The 19,425-nt window shown below is 66.3% G+C and carries 19 protein-coding genes; 13 read left to right on the top strand and 6 right to left on the bottom strand.

All coding sequences use genetic code 11. The features are described 5' to 3' along the window. Positions 1–63 precede the first annotated feature (63 nt). Genes ASC92_RS19025 through ASC92_RS18990 form a run of 8 tightly spaced genes read left to right on the top strand, consistent with a single transcriptional unit; the run spans position 64 to position 7,490 of the window. The gene (locus ASC92_RS19025) at positions 64–1,917 is read left to right on the top strand and encodes an acyl-CoA dehydrogenase (RefSeq protein WP_056518601.1); all 1,854 of its coding nucleotides are present in this window, start codon (positions 64–66) and stop codon (positions 1,915–1,917) included. Continuing rightward, positions 1,917–2,183, top strand: a complete 267-nt coding sequence (locus ASC92_RS19020) for a hypothetical protein (protein WP_056518599.1) — start codon at positions 1,917–1,919, stop codon at positions 2,181–2,183. Before ASC92_RS19025 ends, ASC92_RS19020 begins: the two co-directional genes overlap by 1 nt. 11 nt (positions 2,184–2,194) lie before the next feature. Continuing rightward, entirely contained in the window at positions 2,195–2,497 is a 303-nt protein-coding gene (locus ASC92_RS19015) for a Dabb family protein (protein WP_056518598.1), read from the top strand. A 26-nt stretch (positions 2,498–2,523) separates the two neighbouring features. After that, a complete protein-coding gene (locus tag ASC92_RS19010) occupies positions 2,524–3,321 on the top strand; it encodes an SDR family oxidoreductase (RefSeq protein ID WP_056518596.1) in 798 nt (265 codons plus the stop codon). A 1-nt stretch (position 3,322) separates the two neighbouring features. Next, the gene (locus ASC92_RS19005) at positions 3,323–3,790 is read left to right on the top strand and encodes a PaaI family thioesterase (protein ID WP_007832732.1); all 468 of its coding nucleotides are present in this window, start codon (positions 3,323–3,325) and stop codon (positions 3,788–3,790) included. Between the two features lie 28 nt (positions 3,791–3,818). Continuing rightward, positions 3,819–4,835, top strand: a complete 1,017-nt coding sequence (locus tag ASC92_RS19000) for an NADP-dependent oxidoreductase (protein WP_056518593.1) — start codon at positions 3,819–3,821, stop codon at positions 4,833–4,835. 34 nt (positions 4,836–4,869) lie between these two features. Next, on the top strand, positions 4,870–6,510 hold the full coding sequence (locus ASC92_RS18995; protein WP_056518591.1) for an isovaleryl-CoA dehydrogenase: 1,641 nt from the start codon (positions 4,870–4,872) through the stop codon (positions 6,508–6,510). Positions 6,511–6,551: 41 nt separating this feature from the next. Further along, complete coding sequence (locus ASC92_RS18990) at positions 6,552–7,490, top strand: glutathione S-transferase family protein (protein ID WP_056518589.1); 939 nt, start codon at positions 6,552–6,554, stop codon at positions 7,488–7,490. Positions 7,491–7,520: 30 nt separating this feature from the next. Here ASC92_RS18990 and ASC92_RS18985 read toward each other — a convergent pair whose 3' ends face one another. Beyond that, positions 7,521–7,985 (bottom strand): hypothetical protein, encoded by a 465-nt coding sequence (locus ASC92_RS18985; protein ID WP_056518587.1) that lies wholly within the window; start codon positions 7,983–7,985, stop codon positions 7,521–7,523. A gap of 578 nt (positions 7,986–8,563) precedes the next feature. Between ASC92_RS18985 and ASC92_RS18980 the strand changes: the two genes are divergently transcribed. The 3 genes from ASC92_RS18980 to ASC92_RS18970 all read left to right on the top strand — a co-directional run bounded on the left by ASC92_RS18980 (position 8,564) and on the right by ASC92_RS18970 (position 10,288). Beyond that, positions 8,564–9,469 (top strand): SDR family oxidoreductase, encoded by a 906-nt coding sequence (locus tag ASC92_RS18980; protein ID WP_056518585.1) that lies wholly within the window; start codon positions 8,564–8,566, stop codon positions 9,467–9,469. A 291-nt stretch (positions 9,470–9,760) separates the two neighbouring features. Then, on the top strand, positions 9,761–10,006 hold the full coding sequence (locus ASC92_RS18975) for a hypothetical protein (RefSeq protein WP_056518583.1): 246 nt from the start codon (positions 9,761–9,763) through the stop codon (positions 10,004–10,006). A gap of 75 nt (positions 10,007–10,081) precedes the next feature. After that, positions 10,082–10,288: a general secretion pathway protein GspL gene (locus tag ASC92_RS18970; RefSeq protein WP_082519654.1), complete on the top strand. Its 207-nt coding sequence runs from the start codon at positions 10,082–10,084 to the stop codon at positions 10,286–10,288. Positions 10,289–10,291: 3 nt separating this feature from the next. Here the strand turns inward: ASC92_RS18970 and ASC92_RS18965 are convergent, their stop codons facing one another. The 3 genes from ASC92_RS18965 to ASC92_RS18955 all read right to left on the bottom strand — a co-directional run bounded on the left by ASC92_RS18965 (position 10,292) and on the right by ASC92_RS18955 (position 13,607). Continuing rightward, positions 10,292–11,011 (bottom strand): hypothetical protein, encoded by a 720-nt coding sequence (locus ASC92_RS18965; RefSeq protein ID WP_056518578.1) that lies wholly within the window; start codon positions 11,009–11,011, stop codon positions 10,292–10,294. Beyond that, positions 11,008–12,531 (bottom strand): serine hydrolase domain-containing protein, encoded by a 1,524-nt coding sequence (locus ASC92_RS18960; protein WP_235505893.1) that lies wholly within the window; start codon positions 12,529–12,531, stop codon positions 11,008–11,010. The genes ASC92_RS18965 and ASC92_RS18960 overlap by 4 nt, the downstream gene beginning before the upstream one ends. Positions 12,532–12,665: 134 nt before the next feature. Then, positions 12,666–13,607 carry a LysR substrate-binding domain-containing protein gene (locus ASC92_RS18955; RefSeq protein ID WP_056518574.1) on the bottom strand — a complete coding sequence of 314 codons (942 nt, stop codon included), beginning with the start codon at positions 13,605–13,607 and terminating at the stop codon, positions 12,666–12,668. Positions 13,608–13,715: 108 nt separating this feature from the next. Here ASC92_RS18955 and ASC92_RS18950 point away from each other — a divergent pair, with 108 nt between their 5' ends. Further along, a complete protein-coding gene (locus ASC92_RS18950) occupies positions 13,716–14,444 on the top strand; it encodes an FMN-dependent NADH-azoreductase (RefSeq protein ID WP_056518572.1) in 729 nt (242 codons plus the stop codon). A gap of 139 nt (positions 14,445–14,583) precedes the next feature. Next, on the top strand, positions 14,584–17,361 hold the full coding sequence (locus ASC92_RS18945; RefSeq protein WP_056518570.1) for a diguanylate cyclase domain-containing protein: 2,778 nt from the start codon (positions 14,584–14,586) through the stop codon (positions 17,359–17,361). A 12-nt stretch (positions 17,362–17,373) separates the two neighbouring features. Here ASC92_RS18945 and ASC92_RS18940 read toward each other — a convergent pair whose 3' ends face one another. After that, on the bottom strand, positions 17,374–18,144 hold the full coding sequence (locus ASC92_RS18940) for a 2-keto-4-pentenoate hydratase (RefSeq protein ID WP_056518568.1): 771 nt from the start codon (positions 18,142–18,144) through the stop codon (positions 17,374–17,376). A gap of 295 nt (positions 18,145–18,439) precedes the next feature. Further along, on the bottom strand, positions 18,440–19,417 hold the full coding sequence (locus tag ASC92_RS18935; RefSeq protein WP_056518566.1) for a Bug family tripartite tricarboxylate transporter substrate binding protein: 978 nt from the start codon (positions 19,415–19,417) through the stop codon (positions 18,440–18,442). Positions 19,418–19,425 lie beyond the last annotated feature (8 nt).

The raw sequence follows: 19,425 nt of genomic DNA, 5'->3' as shown, positions 1-19,425 counted from the left end.
TGAGCCGGTTCCGCGGTGTTCCTGGCGCAGAACCCGCGCGTTCATTCACACCGAGATCCAGCCATGAGCCTGCGTCCCACCCTCGATTTCCTGCTCTACGACTGGCTCGACGCCGAGTCGCTCAACCAGCGCGAGCGCTTTGCCGACCACTCGCGCGAGACCTTCGACGCGGTGCTCGACACCTGCGAGCGCATCGCGCGCGAGAAGTACGCGCCGTTCAACCGCACGGTGGACACGCAGGAGCCGCATTTCGACGGCGAGAAGGTCATCCTGCCGCAGGCCACGCACGACGCGCACAAGGCCTTCGTCGAATCGGGAATGATGAGCGCGGCGCAGGACTACGACATCGGCGGCATGCAGCTGCCCTACACGATGCAGGCCGCTGCCAACAGCTTCTTCGCGATGGCCTCGGTGAGCATCGGCTCCAACATGCTCACGAGCGGCAACGCCAACCTGCTGATGGTGCACGGCACCGAGATGCAGAAAGAGGTGTTCGCGAAGAATGAATTTTCCGGACGCTGGGCCGGCACCATGTGCCTGTCGGAACCGCAGGCGGGTTCGTCGCTGAGCGACGTGGCCACGCGCGCCGTGCCCGACGGCGACGACTTTCAGCAAGACCCGCTGGGCCCGCGCTACCGGCTCACGGGCAACAAGATGTGGATCTCGGCGGGCGACCACGAGCTGACCGAGAACATCGTGCACATCGTGCTGGCCAAGATCCCCGACGAGAACGGCAAGCTGGTGCCCGGCACGCGCGGTATCTCGCTGTTCATCGTGCCCAAGCGCATGGTGGACACGCAGGGCGAACTCACGGGCGAGCGCAACGACGTGGCGCTCGCAGGCCTCAACCACAAGCTGGGCTGGCGCGGCACCACCAACACGCTGCTGAACTTCGGCGAGGGCAAGTACCCGGTCGGCGGCAAGGCCGGCGCGGTGGGCTACCTTGTCGGCGAGCCCGGCAAGGGCCTGCACTGCATGTTCCACATGATGAACGAGGCGCGCATCGGCGTCGGCACGGCGGCCACCATGCTCGGCATGGCGGGCTACCACGCCTCGCTCGAATACGCCAGGAGCCGCCCGCAGGGCCGGCTGGTGAAGAAGGCGGAAACCGCCGGCGCCGCGGTTGCGAAAGACTCGGCCGCGCCGCAGGTGCGCATCATCGAGCACGCCGACGTGCGCCGCATGCTGCTCGCCCAGAAGGCGTACTGCGAAGGCGCGCTGGCGCTGGAGCTGTACTGCGCCCGCCTCGTCGACGAACAGAAGACCGGTGACGCGCAGGCGGCCGACGACGCGCGCCTGCTGCTCGAAGTGCTCACGCCGATCGCCAAGAGCTGGCCCAGCGAGTGGTGCCTGGAGGCCAATTCGCTGGCCATCCAGGTGCACGGCGGCTACGGCTATACGCGCGACTTTCCGGTGGAGCAGTACTGGCGCGACAACCGCCTGAACATGATCCACGAGGGCACCCACGGCATCCAGGCGGCCGACCTGCTGGGCCGCAAGGTGCTGATGGAGAAGGGCCGCGGGCTGCAACTGCTGGCCGGCCGCGTGAGCGATACGATCGTCCGCGCGGCCAAGGTGCCGGCGCTGGCGGCCCATGCCAAGGCGCTGGGCGCCGCGCTGCAGCGCGTCGGGAGTGCGACGGAGGCCGCCTGGTCCACCGGCGACCCGGCAGACGCGCTGGTCAATGCGGTGCCGTACATGCAGGCCTTCGGCCACACGGTGCTGGCCTGGATCTGGCTCGACGTGGCCTTGAGGGCGCTGCAGATCGACGCGGAAAAGGCGAGGGCGGTAACAGCTGGCAAGATCGGCGCCACGGACTTCTTCTTCCACTACGAGCTGCCGAAAATCGGCGCATGGCTCAACGTGGTCGAAACCCGCGACCCGACCTGTACCGCTTTGCCCGAGGACGCCTTTTGATGGCCACTACCAATTCGCCGAACGCCAACCCCAACAACAACACCCCCGCCGTCAAGCCTCCCAAGCCGCACGCGCGGCTCGAGAAGTGGATCTGGATTCTGATCTACGGCGGCCTGTTCGTCGTGATCCTGGGCATCGCCACCGGCCGCACCGACGCCGCGCTGGGCTGGTCCATCGCCGTGCCTGGCGGCGTTGTGGCGCTGGTCGGCTTCGCGCTGATCTACGTGCGCTCGCGCCTGCCCAACGACAACCCCACCAGCAAGTAACGAGGCCCGCCATGCTCAAGCACATCGTGATGTGGAAGTTCAAGGAACACGCCGAGGGCACCGACAAGGCCACCAACCTGTTGAAAGCCAAGGCCTTGCTCGACGCCTGCGCCAAGCTGTCGCCCGGCACGCTGCGCTTCGAGGTGGCCATTGCCCAGCCCGGGCTGGAAGCTACCTACGACCTGATCCTGTACTCGGAATTCACCGACGCTGCCGCGCTCGCGGCCTATGCGGAGCACCCGCAGCACGTGGCGTTGAAGCCCTTCATCGGTGCGGTCCGCGAAGCCCGCCAGTGCATGGACTACGAGATCTGACCCAACCCGAACCCCGGAGACACCCCATGACCGCACGCACCACCCAGAAACTCTTTGACCTCACCGGCAAGACCGCCCTCATCACCGGCGGCTCGCGCGGTCTGGGCCTGCAGATGGCCCATGCGCTGGGCGAGGCAGGCGCGAAGATCATGCTGAGCTCGCGCAAGGCCGACGACCTGGAGCAGGCCGCCGCCGAGCTGCAGGCCGCGGGCATCGACGCGCGCTGGATCGCGGCCGACTGCTCGAAGGAAGAAGACACCCGCCGACTGGCAGACGAGACGCTGCAGCGCATGGGCGCGGTCGACATCCTGATCAACAACGCGGGCGCCAGCTGGGGTTCGCCGGCCGAGAGCCACCCGGTCGAGGCCTGGGACAAGGTGATGAACCTCAACGTGCGCGGCTACTTCATCCTGTCGCAGCAGATCGCCAACGGCTACATGATCCCGAAGAAGACCGGCCGCATCATCAACATCGCCTCGATCGCCGGCCTGAACGGCAACCCGCCCGAGATGCAGACGCTGGCCTACAACACCTCGAAGACCGCGGTGATCGGCTTCACGCGCACGCTGGCCGCCGAATGGGGCAGGTACAACATCACCGTGAACGCGATCTGCCCGGGCTTCTTCATGACGAAGATGGCCGCCGGCCTCATCAAGTCGCTCGGCGAGGAAAAGATGGCCGCCCAGGCGCCGCTCGGCCGCCTGGGCGACGACGAAGACCTGAAGGGCCTGACGCTGCTTTACGCGAGCGATGCCGGCAAGCACATCACCGGCCAATGGCTGGCCGTCGACGGCGGCGTGAGCGTGGTTCTGGGTGCCGCTTGACATGTCTTCTTCTTCCGATTCCAGCGACATCAACATCCGCTCGTACACGAGCCAGATTCCTTTCGCGCGCCACCTGGGCTTTTCGCTGACGAAGTTCGAGGGCGGCGAATCCGAAATCTGCTACACCGCCAAGCCCGAGCACCTGAACACCTTCGACGTGACGCACGGCGGCGCCTGCATGACGCTGCTCGACATCACCATGGCGGCAGCAGCGCGCAGCGTGGCGCCCGAGACCGGCGTGGTCACCATCGAGATGAAAACCAGCTTCATGCAGCCCTCGGTCGGTCCGCTGCATGCACGCGGCACGCTCATTCACCGGACGGCGACGCTGGCTTTCACCGAGGCCAAAATCTACGACGAACAGGAGCGCGTTTGCGCCCACGCCACCGGAACCTTCAAGTACGTGAAGCGCCGGCTGCCGACCGGCCCCTCGAGCGTCAACGAAATGCGACCGCCATCGACCGACTGACACGACCACATTCCCGGAGATTTTTTTCATGCCTACCAACAAGCAGATCCACCTCGACAACCGCCCTGACGGCGAAGCGGTGGCGGGCAACTTCAAGCTCGTGTCCGCCGAGACTCCCGCGCTCAAGGACAACCAGGTGCTCGTGCGCCACCACTACATGAGCCTGGACCCGTATATGCGCGGCCGCATGAACGACTCGAAGAGCTACGCGCAGCCGCAGCCACTGGGCCAGACCATGCAGGGCGGCACCGTGGGCGAAGTGATCGAGAGCAAGCACCCCAGGTACGCTGTGGGCGACAAGGTGGTCGGCTTTGGCGGCTGGCAGGAATACAGCGTGGTCGATGCCTCGCAGCCCGGCGCGCTGAAGAAGGTCGACACCACGCACGTGCCGCTGTCGCACTACCTCGGCGCGGTCGGCATGCCCGGTGTTACCGCCTGGTACGGCCTGGTGAAGATCATTGCGCCCAAGGCCGGTGAAACCGTGGTTATCACCGCCGCCAGTGGCGCGGTCGGCAGCGCCTTCGGTGCACTGGCCAAGGCGCGCGGCTGCCGCGTGGTCGGCATTGCCGGCGGCCCCGACAAGTGCAAGTACGTGACCGACGAACTCGGCTTCGACGCCTGCATCGACTACCGACAGCATCCCGACGTCAAGTCGATGAGCGCGGCGCTCAAGGAAGCCTGCCCGAAGGGCATCGACGGCTATTTCGAGAACGTCGGCGGCTACATCTTCGACGCCGTGCTGCTGCGCGCCAACGCCTTCGCCCGCGTGGCACTGTGCGGAATGATCGCGGGCTACGACGGCCAGCCGCTGCCGCTGGCAAACCCCGCGCTGATCCTCATCAACCGCATGAAGATCGAAGGCTTCATCGTCAGCGAGCACATGGAAGTGTGGCCCGAGGCGCTGACCGAACTGGGCACGCTGGTGGGCACCGGCAAGCTCAAGCCGCGCGAGTCGGTCGCGCAGGGCATCGAAGCTGCGCCTGAAGCCTTCCTGGGCCTGCTCAAGGGTCGGAACTTCGGCAAGCAACTGGTCAAGCTGATCTGAATGAACTGAACGACGCACGGCAAGGAGGCCGGTTATGGAAACGACGCACGAGGTCTTCAACCAGCCCACGCCGCTGGTGGACTACAACCTCTTCGACACCAACCGGCCCCTGCGCGATGCGCTGAAGTTCAACGCGCCCGCGCTGCAGACCGCGCAGCTGCACGAGCTGGGCGCCACCCTCGGCGCAGCCGGCATGCAGGCGCATGCACGGCTCGCCAACATCCACACGCCCGAGCTGCACACGCACGACCGCTTCGGGCGGCGCATCGACGAGGTGGAGTTCCACCCGAGCTACCACGCGCTGATGACCGCCGCGGTGGGTGCCGGCCTGCATGGCACGCCGTGGACCGGCACGTCGGCTTCTTCGCACGTGCTGCGCGCCGCGGGCTTCATGCTCTTCACCGAGCTGGAGCCTTCGATTCTTTGCCCCGTCTCCATGACCTATGCGGCCACGCCCGCGCTGCGCAGCAATGCAGGCGTGTACGCCGACTGGGGTCCGAAGCTCGGCAGCCTCTGGTACGACCCGGCGCTGAAGCTTTTCAAGGACAAGCCCGGCGTGACCATGGGCATGGGCATGACCGAGAAGCAGGGCGGCTCCGACGTGCGGGCCAACACCACCCGGGCCGTGCGCGACGGCAGCGACGCCTGGGGCGAGCGCTATGCGATCACCGGACACAAGTGGTTCTTCTCCGCGCCGATGTGCGATGCCTTCCTGGTACTGGCGCAGGCGCCGGCCGGGCTCAGCTGCTTCTTCCTGCCGCGCGTGTTGCCCGAAGGCACGCGCAACGCCATCCAGATCCAGCGCCTGAAGGACAAGCTCGGCAACAAGGCCAATGCGAGTTCCGAAGTCGAGTTCCAGGGCGCCAGCGCATGGCTCGTGGGCGAGGAGGGCCGCGGCATTCCGCAGATCCTCGAGATGGGCACCATGACGCGGCTCGACTGTGCGCTGGGCACCAGCGGCCTCATGCGCCAGTCGCTGGGCATCGCGCTCAACCACGCGGCGCAGCGCAACGCCTTCGGCAAGCCGCTGATCGAACAGCCGCTGATGAAGAACGTGCTTGCCGACCTCGCGCTCGAAAGCGAAGCCGCCACCGCGCTCGCCATTCGCCTCGCCAGGGCCTTCGACCACCAGACCGACGAGCATGAGCGCCTGATGGCCCGCCTGCTCACGCCGGTCGCCAAGTTCTGGATATGCAAGCGCGGCAGCCATTTCGCGCAGGAAGCCATGGAGTGCCTCGGCGGCAACGGCTATGTGGAAGAGGGCGGCGAAGGCATCATGGCCCGCATCTACCGCGAGATGCCGCTCAACTCCATCTGGGAAGGCGCGGGCAACATCATGGCGCTCGACCTGCTGCGCGGCCTGCGCAAGGGCGATGCGGTGGCCGCGCTGGCGAAGGAGCTGGCGCCCGCGCGCGGCCAGCACGCCGCGCTCGACAGGCTAGCCGACGCGCTTCCGGCGCGCATCGAGGCCATGGCCTCCGAAGCCGAGGCCCGTCGCCTCGCGCAGGACGTGGCGCTGGCCGTGCAGGGTGCGCTGCTCGCGCAGACCGCGCCTCCCGCCGTCGTCGGCGCCTTCTGTGCCTCGCGCCTTGACGGAGACTGGGGCAACGTCTTCGGCACGCTGGCCGCGGGCACCGATTTCGATTCGATCATCCAGCTCGCACAACCCCGTTGAGCGCGCGCTGAACACACAACGACAGCCCCACAGGAAACACCATGGCCGACCTGATCCTCCACCACTACCTGACCTCGCCGTTCTCGGAGAAGGTGCGCATGATCCTCGGCGCCAAGAAGCTGCCGTGGAAATCGGTCTTCATCCCGCCGATCATGCCCAAGCCCGACGTGGAGGTGCTCACCGGCGGCTATCGCAAGACGCCGTTCCTGCAGATCGGCGCCGACATGTACTGCGACAGCGCGCTCATCGCCGACGTGCTGGAGCATCTGCAACCCGAACCCACGCTGTACCCGGAGCCCGAGAAAGGCATGTCGCGCATCCTCGCGCAGTGGGCCGACACCACGCTGTTCTGGTCCGCCATGGCCTGGAGCCTGCAGCCCAAGGGCGCGGCCGAGGTGTTCGCCAAGGCCCCGCCCGAAGCCGCGAAGGCCTTCGGCGAAGACCGCGGCAAGATGAGCGCAAGCAACATGACCCGCCTGCGCCCGGCCGATGCCGCCAGCGCCTACAAGTCGTACCTGCGCCGCCTGTCGGACATGCTCGACGAGAAACCCTACCTGCTGGGCGAGGTGCCCACCATCGCCGACTTCTCGGCCTATCACCCGCTCTGGTACACGCGCCGCATCGAGTCGGTTCGCACCATCCTCGACCTGACGCCCGCGGTGGTCGACTGGCTCGACCGCATGGCCGCCATCGGCCATGGCGTGCCCGTGAAGTTCACGAGCGACGAGGCCATTGCCGTCGCCAAGGCCGCGGTGCCGCACACGCTGCTGACCGACAGTACCTTCCAGGACGACCATGGCATTCCGCTCGGCAGCGCCGTCACCATCCGCGCCGAGAGCTTCGGGTTGGAAGAAACACCGGGCACGCTGGTGGCGGCCACGCGCACGCACTACACGCTGGAGCGCAGCAACGAGCGGGTGGGCACGGTGCACGTGCACTTTCCGCGTATCGGGTATGTGCTGAAGAAGGCTGATGCCTAGAGGCGTTCGCCGTGGCTGGCGACGCCATGCCTAACGCTTGAATCCCGGGATCGGGACAGGAGAGCAGTCGGGCAGCTTCAGTGCCTCGTAGTCGGGGTGAAACTGGACTACGACAAAGTCGTTGCCTGCTTCCCTCGACATCCCGTTGTCTTCATAAATATTCGAAGTGGTTTCCAGCTTGATCTCGTTCGGCTGGAACTGCCTGTATGCCTGGGTCACCTTTCGGGCTCGCTGTTCTGCCAGTCGGGCCGCTTCACCGGGCGTCCTGCCCGGAGTCTTGACGGTGGCACCTCCATCGATCGAAACCTCGAGGTATTTGGTGAAGGTCGAGTTCGCTCGGTCAACGAAATTCGCCAGCTTCGCGATCTGAGCCGGCTCAAGGTCGGCGGAACCCTCGGCGAAAGTAAGCCTTGTCACCACGACAGGCTTGCAGGCCATGGCGCTTGAGCTCGTCAGCACGGCGGCGACGAGCAAAGGCCTGAAGATGTATTTCATATGGATGCCTTCGCCACAACACCAAGAATGTAGCCGGCGATGCTGCGTCGGAGCCAACGGCATGCCATGCCCCGTCGTCATATGTCGCCGTTTGTTGCAGCATGGAAAGTATGGGCTGCGGCACGGGGCAGTGGCAGACCACCACATCGCCTTCCAGCGCTGCCTCCGACATGAATTCGGGGCGTCGCGGCCCTCCGGCTTTCATGATGATGCCCACGCTGTTGCAGCCCTCGCAGTAGGCCCTGCCGCCGATCAGGGCGACCCGATGTCCATGCAGATCGAGCATCGGTCCTTCATAAGGCAGAACCATGCCGCCGGGTGCCGGCGGATCGCCGACCACCAGAATCTTTCGTTCCATTCGCTACGCTCCCTGTTTGTTGATGGCGCAGCGTTGTACGCGGGCGTGGCTGTTGCCACTGTTGTCTATCGTCAACTGGCTGGTTCTATGTCACGCAGGAGCAAGTTTTCGGCTTGGACCCGCCACAAACCGCTCGCGGCGCGCGTCACACGAACGACAGCCAACCACTGTGCAAAGCGTTCCAATAGCCGAAGCAGAGTCAACCAAAGGAAAGCACCCAATGATTCAGGACTTCAAGGGCAAGACCGCCGTTCTCACCGGCGCGGGCTCGGGCTTCGGCCTGGAGTGCGCGCGCATCGGCGCCGCCCGCGGCATGAACCTCGTGCTGGTCGACGTGCAGCAGGATGCGCTCGACAAGGCCCAGGCAGAAATGGAAGCCGCTGGCGCGCAGGTGCTGGCGCGCAAGGTCGACGTGTCGAACGCGGCACAGATGGAAGCGCTGGCCGCGGCCGTGAAGGAACGCTTCGGCGCGCCGCACTTCGTGTTCAACAACGCGGGCGTGGGCGCCGGCGGCCTGGTGTGGGAGAACACCGTGGCCGACTGGGAATGGGTGCTCGGCGTGGACCTGTGGGGCGTGATCCACGGCGTACGCCTGTTCACGCCGATGATGCTCGAAGCGGCAGCCAAAGACCCGAGCTATCGCGGCCACATCACCAACACCGCGAGCATGGCCGGCCTGCTCACGCCGCCCAACATGGGCATCTACAACGCGGCCAAGGCCGCGGTCGTGAGCCTCACGGAGACGATGTACCAGGACCTGAACCTCGTCACCGACCAGATCGGCGCGAGCCTGCTGTGCCCGTATTTCGTGCCCACCGGCATCACCAGCAGCGAGCGCAACCGGCCCAATGCACCGAAGGACAGTGAGCTCACCAAGAGCCAGCTCATCGGCCAGGCCATGAGCAACAAGGCGGTGAGCAGCGGCAAGATCACGGCGGCCGAAGTCGCGGCCAAGGTGTTCGACGCCATCAGCGCCAACCAGTTCTACGTGTTCAGCCATCCGAAGGCGCTGGGCAACGTGAAGAGCCGCATGGAGAACATCGTCTCCATCACGAATCCGGCCGACCCGTTCCTGGAACGCCCGGAGATCGGGCAGAAGCTGCGCGAGCAGCTCCGCTCGGCCTGACCTCAAGCTTCTTCAGGAAAACCGCAACTCTCCCACCAGTGCTTCGACGCGGTCGGGCCGGGCTTTGACATTTGTCAAATATTGCTCAGGCACTGGAGCTTTCTGCCTGCACCGGCTCTTCATGCGCCATGTTTGCGAACTACTCCCTTAGCCCCGCCGCATATTTTTCATAACCTCTCCGGATAACTTTTTCGGTGAAGTTCGGGGGCAGTTGCAAGCGGATCCGAAGGATCTTGACCCAAGGTCAACCTGAGCCGATCCGCCGCGATATCTTGCAAGAGGAGGCAATTCATGCGCACCCCGTTCCTGCCTGACATCAGCCCGGACGAACCTTTGGCGCCCCGGCTCGGGCCGGCATACGTGGCCTGGTTGTCGGTGCTCCTGTGCATCCTGGCGGCCGTCGCCTTCGTGGTCGGGGCCATTCGGGTTCCCAGCATCGTTGCAGCATCGATGCTCATGACCGCGGCCATCGTGTCGCTGGGCGCCGGCCTGATTCTTGGTTTGAGCATGTGGGTCTTTCCGGACCTTCCGCGCTAGATGGCTTTGCAAGAACCTACTGCACCCGTGGCGAGCAAGTCCGCAGCGTCGATCTTTCGCGTTCAGGACTGGCGCATGACGCTGGTGGCCGCCCTGATCGGCCTGCTGATCATGATGGCCATGCTCATGATGTGGGTCGTCGAATTCCAGGTCGAGGCCGCGCGGGAGCGGCGCTTGAGCGAAGCCGTTGCCCGCGAGGCGGCAGCGCGCTGTCACGAAAATGCCCCGCTCGAGGCGGTCAATGCGTGCCTGAAGAAACTGGCGGTTCCATTCAATCGCTGACGGTCAGCTGCCGCTACGCCACCGACCGGTACTCGGGCACACGGCAGCAGGCACGCCATTCAACCGGACTTGCTCTTCCTCGAGTTGTGACGAGGTCGACGGATCGACGTCGAAAGTGATCTGAAGAGCGCGTGCGACATGGACGTCTTCGATCGGAAGCTCCCAGGTCAGGAACAGTTGCGTGCAATCCTGGCCGGATACGAAATCGGCCGCATCGAAGCCACCGCTACCGCGCCGGATGACGCCATGAGGCTGGCCGGTATCGAATATCACGGCCGTACCCCGGACAAGGGGGATACGACGGCCTTCAGAGGGGAAGTGCAAGTCCAGCCCCATGTCTTCGCTCACGAAGAGGTTGCAGAAAGCCGCGCCGCCGTATTGCGCACCGTCATGGTGGTACCTCGCGCCGCGGCAGGCCATGAGGGCGACGTCGCTGGAGGCAAGCACCTCGGGCAGCCCGAGCGTGCGCGTCCAGTCGGATACGGCCTGCACGCAGAGCCGGTAGTCCGGCCAGCGTGCACGCGCCCGGGCCAGGGGCAGCGCCTCTACGTCGCCGGGTTCCAGCGCCAGGTTCGAAGAAATTTCTCTCTCCCAATCCGCAAGCAGGCGCGCAGGGGGGGCGAGCACGTCGAGCGTGTTTGCCAGCACGACCTCGCTCACGCTTCGGCTGCGGATGGCGTCACCGCTCCAGAAGTGGGAAACGAGGAGGTCTCTCTCGCTCATGACGAACTGGGCACCGCTTGCATCAAGAGCGACAGCGCCTTTCGCAGGCTCGTGGCCGATGCCCGCTCTCCCTTGTCATGGCCCAGACGCACCACCACCAGGTCGTGCGAGGGAACGATCAGCACCGTCTGCCCACCCGCGCCCAGCATGTAGTACGCCGTGGTCGGCACCGGCCACGTGCTCGTGCCGTTTAACCAGAAGAACCCGCCGTAGATCGGGCGCTTGTCGGCCGCCCAGGCCGGTGCAAGGGTGCTCACGAACTTGACGAAACCCTCGGGCAGGATGCGCTCGCCATTCCAGACGCCGTCCTGCAGATACAGGTTGGCCAGGCGCGCCCAGTCGCGTGCCGACATGAAGTCATAGCCCTGCGCGAGGAAGTTGCCATACGGATCGGTCTCCAGGGTCATCGTGCGGATGCCGATCTTGTCGAACAGGTTTCTCTGCGGGAACGACAGGTACTCCTCGCCGCGCTTCTCGACGGCAAGGCGGATCAGGTAGTTCGCCAGCACCGGGTCGGTATTGCGATAGCGCCCGACGGTGTTGGGCGGCCACTGCTGCGGGCGGGTGGCCGCGTAGTTGAACGAGTTGATGCGGCCGGTGTAGAGATAGGTGTGGTCGGGGTAGGTGCCGTTGGGGTCGAAGTCCGGGTCGTCCGGCGCCTTGATGCGCAGCCCGCTCGACATGTGCAGGATGTCCGCGATCCGGATCTCCTGGCGCTTGTCGCCGGCGGCCTGCCACTCGGGAATCGGCGCGCGCTGGTCGAGCCGGTATTCGCCCTGCTTCATCAGCACGCCCAGCATCGTCGCCGTCACGCTCTTGCCCATCGACCACGATTCGAGCGGCGTGGTCGCCGTGATGCCGTTCCTGTAGCGCTCGCCGACGATGCGTCCCTTGTGTGTGACGACGAAGGCTGCGGTGTAGGCCTCCGGCAGCTCGAAGGCCGCGTCGACTGCCTGGCCCACCTTTGCTGTGTCGATGCCGGGCGCGGGACCGGCGGGCGTCACGTCGCCCATGGGCCACGGCTGGGTCGAGGGATCGGGCAGGGCGCTCTTGACGGCCACCGGCGTGAAGAACACGCCGTCGTTGCCGGCTGGCAGCGTGATGCAGCCCTGCGAACCGTAGTAGCGCGCCACCAGCGTCGGCCCATTGGGCATGGCGATGCGGACTTCCTTCTTGTCGCGGTCGACCACCGGCGTGCCGACCTTCCTGCGCTGGTCGTAGGGGCCGGTGAAGTAGCCCACGCTCTCGACCGCGAAATCGGGATCGAGGCCGGTGATGAATGCGGCGGAGCACATCGTCTTGGCGTAGCCCGAGGTGTTGTGCTCCAGGGGGTCGCCGGGCGGCGGCACGTAGGGCGTGTCGAGTTCGAAGGTTCTCGCGCGGGCGATAAGGGCCTCGCGTGCCGGCAGCTCGGCGACGCCGGTGACTGGTGTTGTTCCTCCAGAACCCGTACCCAGGCCTATGCCGATGCCTGCGCCTCCGCCACCCCCGCCGCCCCCTCCGCATGAAGCCAAAGCCATTACAAGAAGCGCGCCTGTTGCGATGGCAAGGGGGATGCGGGAAAACCTCGTCATGACTTCTCCTCACTTTGTTGTTGGAACGCGAGTCTCCACGAGAACTGCGACAGCCTGCAAGTTCTGCGTCCAGCTTGTCCTCAGCCTCGCGAACGCAGCTCCGGTGCGGCCTGCGACGCAATCCATTCCCACACCGCCCGCACGGCCGGCTCGTTCTCGCTGCCGCGCGCGACCGCCAGAAAGTAGCTGCCGGTGTCGAGCGCAGGCCCGAAGGGCTGCACCAGCGCGCCGCTGCGCAGCTCTTCGGCCGACAGCGTGAGGCTCAGCAGCGCAACGCCATGTCCTGCAAGCGCGGCCAGCGTCGCGTGTGTCTCGTCGGAGAACGACAGGCCCGAAGCCTTCATCGCGCGCCCCCTCGGCGGCGCGATGCCGGCTTCGCGAAACCAGCGTGTCCACACGGCAGGCGCAAGCGCCTGCGGCTGCCAGTCGCAGTGGATCAGCTGGTGCTTCGGCAGGTCCGAGGCGCGCTTCAGGCCCAGCATCGGGCTGCACAAAGGCGCATAGCGCTCGGGCATCAGCTCGCGCGACACCAGGCCCGGCCAGTTGCCGTGGCCCGAGCGCACCGCGATGTCGGCGTCACCGCGCGCCAGGTCGACCAAGGTATCGCTCGCATGCAGCCGCAGCTCGACTCCCGGGCAGGCCTTGCGGAACGCCTCCATGCGCGGCAGCACCCAGCGCGCGGCGAATGCGGTGTTGGTTGTGAGGGTGACGGCCTGCGACGCAGCGGGGCGGCGCAGCCTGTCGACGCCGGCTTCGAGCATGTCGAAGCCCATGCGCAGGTCGGCAAACAGCCGCTGGCCCGCTGGCGTCAGCGCGAGCTGCCGCGTGAGCCGGCGGAACAGCGGCTGGCCCAGCGTGTCTTCGAGCGCACGCACCTGGTGGCTGATGGCCGACGGCGTGACCGACAGCTCGAGCGCCGCGCGCTGGAAGCTCAAGTGCGCGGCCGCAGCTTCGAAGGCGCGCAGCGAGAGCAGGGGAGGCAGTCGCCGCGGAGGGCGGATGGATGAGCCAATCTCGTTCATGCGGGGAGAAATCGTCGTTTGTGATGAGCGGATCGTGAACCTAGATTAAAGGCCTGCGCATCATTCTGGCCGCGCTGAACGAAAGATACCAATTCATCCATCAAGACCATGACCATGAACCTCCTTCACATCGACGCCAGCGCCCGACCGGGCCGTTCCGACACCGATCTCCACGGCTCGCACACGCGCCGCCTCTCTGCACGCTTCGTGGAGCGCTGGCACCAAGCGCGGCCCGCCGACCGCATCGACTACCTCGACGTGGGCCGGCAGCCACCCGCACACGTCGACGGCCGCTGGATCCACGCGGCCTTCACGCCGCCGGCCGCGCGCGAGCCATGGATGGCCGAGGCGCTCGCCGAGAGCGACCGGCTCGTCGACCAGCTCATTGCCGCCGACGTGGTCGTGATCGGCCTGCCCATGTACAACTTCAGCGTGCCCGCGCAGTTCAAGGCCTGGATCGACAACATCGTGCGCGTGGGCCGCACCTTCGGCTTCGATCGTTCGCGCGGCGCGGTGCCGTACTGGCCGCTGCTGGCGGAGGCGGGCAAGCGCGTGGTGCTGCTGGGCGCGCGCGGTGACCATGGCTACGGCGCGGGCGGGCGCGTCGCGCACCTCAACCACGCGGAGAGCAGCGTGCGTTCGGCGCTCGGCTACATCGGCATTACCGAAGTGTTCGAGGCGGCGGTGGAGTCCGACGAATTCGGCGGCGAGCAGCTTGCCCAGTCGATGCGGCGCGCGGAGCAACGCGTGGACAGCCTCGCCGATGCGCTGATCGCCCCGCGTGCACGGTCGGGGGCTCCAGATGTTCGCCAGGTAGACCAGGGCCTTCTTGCATGAAAGTAAGGCGAAGGTGATCATTTTTCCCGGGTCATCGGGCGGTTCGCCGCGCCCTGCATCCAAGCCCTTTGCCGGTGCGTAGTTCGCACCGATACTGTCCGGAAATTCCCTCCGGCAATGTACCGGTCCGATCAGTTCAATGACTCAAACAGGCTTCTCGAAATTCCGGTTCGGTTTGCACACACGCCTGAGCCTCGGTGTGGTGGCGGTGGTCCTGACGGCAACCTTCGCGATTGCCACCTTCGCTCTGCACTTCGTCAAGAGCAGCATGCAAGCTTCGATCGCGGCCGAGCAGCTCTCCCGTGTGGGCGCCATCGCCGACTCGATCGACCAGAAATTCGGCAGCCGGCTGATCCTGCTGCAGACCTTCGGCGACAGCGTGGAAGCGCAGGACTTTCAGGACACCGCGCCGCTGCAGGCCTTCCTTGAAAGGCACGCCTCGCTGCGCCAGGCCTTTGACAACGTCGCCTTCCTCGACATGGACGGCAACCTCGTGGCCAACCTCAACGGTGCGAACCGCATCGGTACCGTGAACGTGAAGGACCGGCCCTATTTCCAGCGAACGGTTGCGTCCCGGGCCGGTCTCGTGTCCGAGCCTTACCGCAATCGGCTCAACGGGCTGGCACAGGTGGCCATCACCGCGCCGGTGCTCGACAAAGCAGGGCAGGTGAGGTTCGTGATCTCGGGTGCCATCAACCTGAAGGACCGCAACATCCTGGGTGCGCTCGCCGACATCAAGTTCGGCAAGACCGGCTATCTGTTCGTGACGACCGCTGATGGCATCGTGGTCGACCATCCGGACACCTCGCGCATCCTGAACCACATTCAGGCGAACGGCGGCGGCGACCCCGAGGTCCTTCGTGCGCTGGCCGGCTTCCAGGGCTCGAGCGAGGGCGTCAACAAAGCCGGCGTGCGCGGCCTCTATGCCTTCGACCGCGCCGAGCAGGCGAACTGGATCGTCGGCGCCATGTACCCGCGCAGCGAGGCCTTCGCGGGCATCAACGCCATCGAGCGCGGTGCGTGGCTCGGGGCGCTGGCGCTGGCGCTGACCGCGGGCGCGCTGGCCCTGGCAGTGGTGCGCCGGCAGCTGAAGCCGCTGTCCGATCTGCACCGGCACATGCAATCCACCCAGGACGCGCCTACCGGGACTGCGGCGGCGCGCACCTATGCCTTCGACGAGATCGGCGATCTCTCGCGCACCTTCGACGAACTGATGGTGCAGCGGCGCGCCATCGAGCTCAGCCTTGCACACAGCGAGGCTCAGGTGCGCATCATTGCCGACAACATCCCGGCGATGGTGTCGCACGTCGATGCGTCGATGCGCTACACCTTCGTCAATGCGCACGTGCGGGCCCTGCACAAGGACAAGACGCTGGTGGGCCGCCTGATGCCCGAGGTGCGCGGCCCCTCGGATTTCGCGATGGTGGAGCCCAGCTTCCAGCGCGCGCTGGCCGGCGAGACCGTGATCCTCGAGAAGTCCGGCGACCCTGCGCTGGGCATTGGCGATCGCACGTTCAAGGCCCACTACATTCCCGACATCGATACCGACGGCGTGGTGCGCGGCGTGTTCTCGATGACCTTCGACATCACCGAGGACGTGAACATCCGCAGGGCCCTGACCGAGCAGGAAAAGCGGCTGCGCGACGTGACCAACAACATTCCGGCGCTGGTCGGCTATTTCGACCGTGAGCAGAACTGCCTGTTCGCCAACGTCAGGGCGCGGCAGACGGCGGGGCTGGACGAGAGCGCTTCGCTGAAGGGCACGACCCTGCGCTCGGCTCTCGGGAAGGCGGTGCATGCGCAGCTCAAGCCCTACCTGCCTGTGGTGTTCTCGGGCAAGAAGGTGCGTTTTCCGGTTCGCGCTCCCATGCATGGCGGAGAGGGGTACTTCCAGGCCAACCTGATGCCGGACAGGAACCTGCGCGGCGAGGTCGTCGGTTTCTACCTCATGTCCTTCAACATCACGGCGCTGAAGCAAGCGGAGCTGCGCCTGGCCGAGAGCGAACTGCGGCTGCGGGCCATCACCGACAACATGCCGGCGCTGATCACCTATATCGACCGCGACGAGAAGATCACCTTCGCCAATGCCACCAGCCGCGAATGGCTCGGGCTCGACCCGGCCCAGATGCTGGGTCGCCAGGTGCAGGATGTGCTGGGCCGCGAGGTGTACGAGTCGCGCCAGCCGATGCTCGCGCGGGCGCTGGGCGGGGAGCGGGCAGAGTTCGAGGCCCGTATGCAGCGCCAGGGCTTCGACCGCATCACGCAAGTCACCTACGTGCCCGATGTGCGCGAAGACGGCATGACGCACGGCATTTTCTCGCTGGCGCACGACATCACGGCGCTGAAGGTGGTGGAGCACAAGCTCATCGAGCTGGCGCGGCTCGACACGCTCACCGGCCTGCCCAACCGGCTGGCGTTCAACGAGTACCTGCCCGGGGCGGTGCTGCGCGGGCGGCTCGCGGGCAATGCCATGGCGCTGATGTTCCTCGACATCGACCACTTCAAGGCCATCAACGACACGATGGGCCATGCGGTGGGCGATGCGGTGCTCACCGAATATGCGCGGCGGCTGCTGGGTTGCGTGCGCGGCACCGACATGGTGGCCCGGCTGGCGGGCGACGAGTTCGTGCTCGTGCTCGAAGGCCTGACCGCACCGGACACCGCGGCCGCCGTTGCGGAAAAGATCGTGGAGCGCATCCACACGCCGCCCTTCACGGTGGACGGCCAGCGCGTCAAGGTGACGACCAGCGTCGGCATCGCGTTTCACCGCGCGGCTGATTCCTCCGTCAACGCAGAGGAGTTGCTGGCGCGGGCCGATACGGCGCTCTACAACGCCAAGGCGGCGGGGCGCGACCGGTTCGAGTTCTTCATGCCTGCGGAGGGGGCGCGGATCGATCTGATCACGCGGCAGCACTGAGTTCGGCGGGCGCTACACGATCAGGCTGACGGCACCGATGCCCGGAAACTCCGCCGTCACCTGATCGCCGCGCCGGCAGGGCACGATGCCTACCCACGAGCCGGTGGTGACCACCGTGCCCGCAGGAACGGTCTTGCCGTGGCGGGCCAGGTGGCGCAGCCAGACCGGCAGCAGCCACGCGGGGTCGGCCAGCGGATGCGTGCCTTCGCGCACCACGGTCACTGCGTTGCCGACCTTCGTTTCGCAGCGCTGCGAGGCCCAGTCGACGGCGGCGTAGGGCGTCCATTCGCCGAGCACGAGTGCGCCGTGCACCTGCGAATCGGCGAGGCGAAGGAGGGCGGGCGTGCCGGCGAGGTCTTGCCAGCGGGAGTCGACGATTTCGACCGACACGGTCATGGCGTCGATGAGCGATGAGGTGTTGTCGTGATCGAGCTGCGTTGCTTGTGCCGGCGTAACGTCCTGCCCGAGCCGCAGGGCGATCTCGGCCTCGATGCCGGGCGCGTGGAACACGAGGTCGCTGAAGTTCGCCGGGCTCTGGCGCACGCCGGCAGGAGGCAGAGGCGCATGTGTGAGCGTTGCGCTGCGCGAACCGCCGCCCGACTTCCATGTGCCGGGCACGGGCCGACCGTCGAACCAACCGAGCGCGGCCGCGACGGCGTCTTGCACTTCGTAGGCCTGGCCGTCGGTTTCGAGCGCGTCGGTCCAGGGCGTGGCGTCGAGGGTGCGGTTGCCGCGGCGCGCGGCCACGAGTGCGTCGGTGAGGGCGGTCTGGGATGGGGTCATGTTCTGGATCTTCCCAGTTTCTGTTTGGCGCGTTCGGGGGTTATCGGGTAACTCCCTCCGCGAATGTCCCCCGCTTCGCTCCTCCTTTATTTCGCTGCGTGAGTCACCCGACGCCCTGCGCACGAGGGCACGCTGCTGGTATATCGCTGATCAACGACCGCTCTGAACACGATCACGCCGATGGGGTGCCTTGCCCAGCGAAATAAAGGAGGAGCGAAGCGGGGGACATTCGCGGAGCAAGGCACCCCGTCGGCGTGAGCGCACCCCGAACGACGCACTTCATTTCAATCAGTCCCTAGCTTTCGACGTGAACGTTGCCGTCCTTCACAACCTTCGCCCACTTCGCGATTTCCGTGCTGATGAACTGCCTGAACTTGTCCTGCGAACCGCCGCCGTCTTCCGCGCCATAGGTGTCGAGTCGCTCCTGCACATCAGGCATCACGAGCACCGTGTTGACGTCGCGATTGACCTTCTGCGCAATCGACGCCGGCAGCTTGCCCGGTCCGGCAAGTCCATACCACGTCGTCGCCTCGAAGCCCTGGAAGCCTTGCTCCTGCATCGTCGGCACGTTCGGATGTCCTTTCGCGCGCTTGGTGCGGGTCTGCGCGACCGCGATCACGCGGCCGTTCTTCACGTGCGGCGTGGCGGCCGTCATGGTCTCGAAGCTGTACTGGATCTGTCCGCCCATCAGGTCCGCCAGCAGCGGGCCGCTGCCCTTGTAGGGCACGTGCAGCGCGTCGACACCGCCCTGCAGCTTGAACATCTCCAGCGCCAGGTGCTGCGCCGAGCCCGCGCCAGCCGAACCGAAGCTCAGCGTGCCCGGCGCGGCCTTGCAGGCGGCCACGATGTCCTTCACCGTGAGCGCCTTCTGCCCCGGGTTGGCGATCAGCAGGTTGGGGGTGACGCCCACCAGCACGATCGGCACGAAGTCGCGCTCCACGTTGTAGCGCAGCTTGGGCTGCAGGCTGGGCGCGAGCGCGTGGCTGTTGATGTGGGCCATCAGCAGCGTGCTGCCGTCGCTGGGCTGCTGCGCCACGTAGTCGGCCGCGAGCACGCCGGCCACGCCGCCCTTGTTCTCGACGATGACCTGCTGGCCCCACATGACGGTGAGCTTCTGCGCGACCACGCGGGCCAGCGCATCGGTGCCGCCGCCCGGCGGGAAACCGACCACGATGCGCACCGGCCCCGAAGGCCACTCCTGCGCGAAGAGCCGGGGCACGCCCAGCGTGGCGGCCGCGGCGCCCGCGGCCTGGATCAACGAACGTCTCTGCATCTTCTTGT

This window comes from Variovorax sp. Root411 (genome assembly GCF_001425205.1).
Classification (GTDB): Bacteria; Pseudomonadota; Gammaproteobacteria; order Burkholderiales; family Burkholderiaceae_C; genus Variovorax.
The sequence above is the reverse complement of the archived record's forward strand: the minus strand, read 5'-3'. Positions and strand labels throughout refer to the sequence as shown.

Excerpts from the sequence above, each read along its gene's own strand:
- ASC92_RS18975 (WP_056518583.1), top strand. The coding sequence starts at position 9,761 with ATGCGCACCCCGTTCCTGCCTGACATCAGCCCGGACGAACCTTTGGCG.
- ASC92_RS19015 (WP_056518598.1), top strand. The coding sequence starts at position 2,195 with ATGCTCAAGCACATCGTGATGTGGAAGTTCAAGGAACACGCCGAGGGC.
- ASC92_RS18970 (WP_082519654.1), top strand. The coding sequence starts at position 10,082 with ATGACGCTGGTGGCCGCCCTGATCGGCCTGCTGATCATGATGGCCATG.
- ASC92_RS18995 (WP_056518591.1), top strand. The coding sequence starts at position 4,870 with ATGGAAACGACGCACGAGGTCTTCAACCAGCCCACGCCGCTGGTGGAC.
- ASC92_RS19020 (WP_056518599.1), top strand. The coding sequence starts at position 1,917 with ATGGCCACTACCAATTCGCCGAACGCCAACCCCAACAACAACACCCCC.
- ASC92_RS19000 (WP_056518593.1), top strand. The coding sequence starts at position 3,819 with ATGCCTACCAACAAGCAGATCCACCTCGACAACCGCCCTGACGGCGAA.
- ASC92_RS18945 (WP_056518570.1), top strand. The coding sequence starts at position 14,584 with ATGACTCAAACAGGCTTCTCGAAATTCCGGTTCGGTTTGCACACACGC.
- ASC92_RS18955 (WP_056518574.1), bottom strand. The coding sequence starts at position 13,607 with ATGAACGAGATTGGCTCATCCATCCGCCCTCCGCGGCGACTGCCTCCC.
- ASC92_RS18935 (WP_056518566.1), bottom strand. The coding sequence starts at position 19,417 with ATGCAGAGACGTTCGTTGATCCAGGCCGCGGGCGCCGCGGCCGCCACG.
- ASC92_RS19025 (WP_056518601.1), top strand. The coding sequence starts at position 64 with ATGAGCCTGCGTCCCACCCTCGATTTCCTGCTCTACGACTGGCTCGAC.
- ASC92_RS19005 (WP_007832732.1), top strand. The coding sequence starts at position 3,323 with ATGTCTTCTTCTTCCGATTCCAGCGACATCAACATCCGCTCGTACACG.
- ASC92_RS18965 (WP_056518578.1), bottom strand. The coding sequence starts at position 11,011 with ATGAGCGAGAGAGACCTCCTCGTTTCCCACTTCTGGAGCGGTGACGCC.
- ASC92_RS18960 (WP_235505893.1), bottom strand. The coding sequence starts at position 12,531 with ATGGCTTTGGCTTCATGCGGAGGGGGCGGCGGGGGTGGCGGAGGCGCA.
- ASC92_RS18950 (WP_056518572.1), top strand. The coding sequence starts at position 13,716 with ATGACCATGAACCTCCTTCACATCGACGCCAGCGCCCGACCGGGCCGT.
- ASC92_RS18990 (WP_056518589.1), top strand. The coding sequence starts at position 6,552 with ATGGCCGACCTGATCCTCCACCACTACCTGACCTCGCCGTTCTCGGAG.
- ASC92_RS18940 (WP_056518568.1), bottom strand. The coding sequence starts at position 18,144 with ATGACCCCATCCCAGACCGCCCTCACCGACGCACTCGTGGCCGCGCGC.
- ASC92_RS19010 (WP_056518596.1), top strand. The coding sequence starts at position 2,524 with ATGACCGCACGCACCACCCAGAAACTCTTTGACCTCACCGGCAAGACC.
- ASC92_RS18980 (WP_056518585.1), top strand. The coding sequence starts at position 8,564 with ATGATTCAGGACTTCAAGGGCAAGACCGCCGTTCTCACCGGCGCGGGC.
- ASC92_RS18985 (WP_056518587.1), bottom strand. The coding sequence starts at position 7,985 with ATGAAATACATCTTCAGGCCTTTGCTCGTCGCCGCCGTGCTGACGAGC.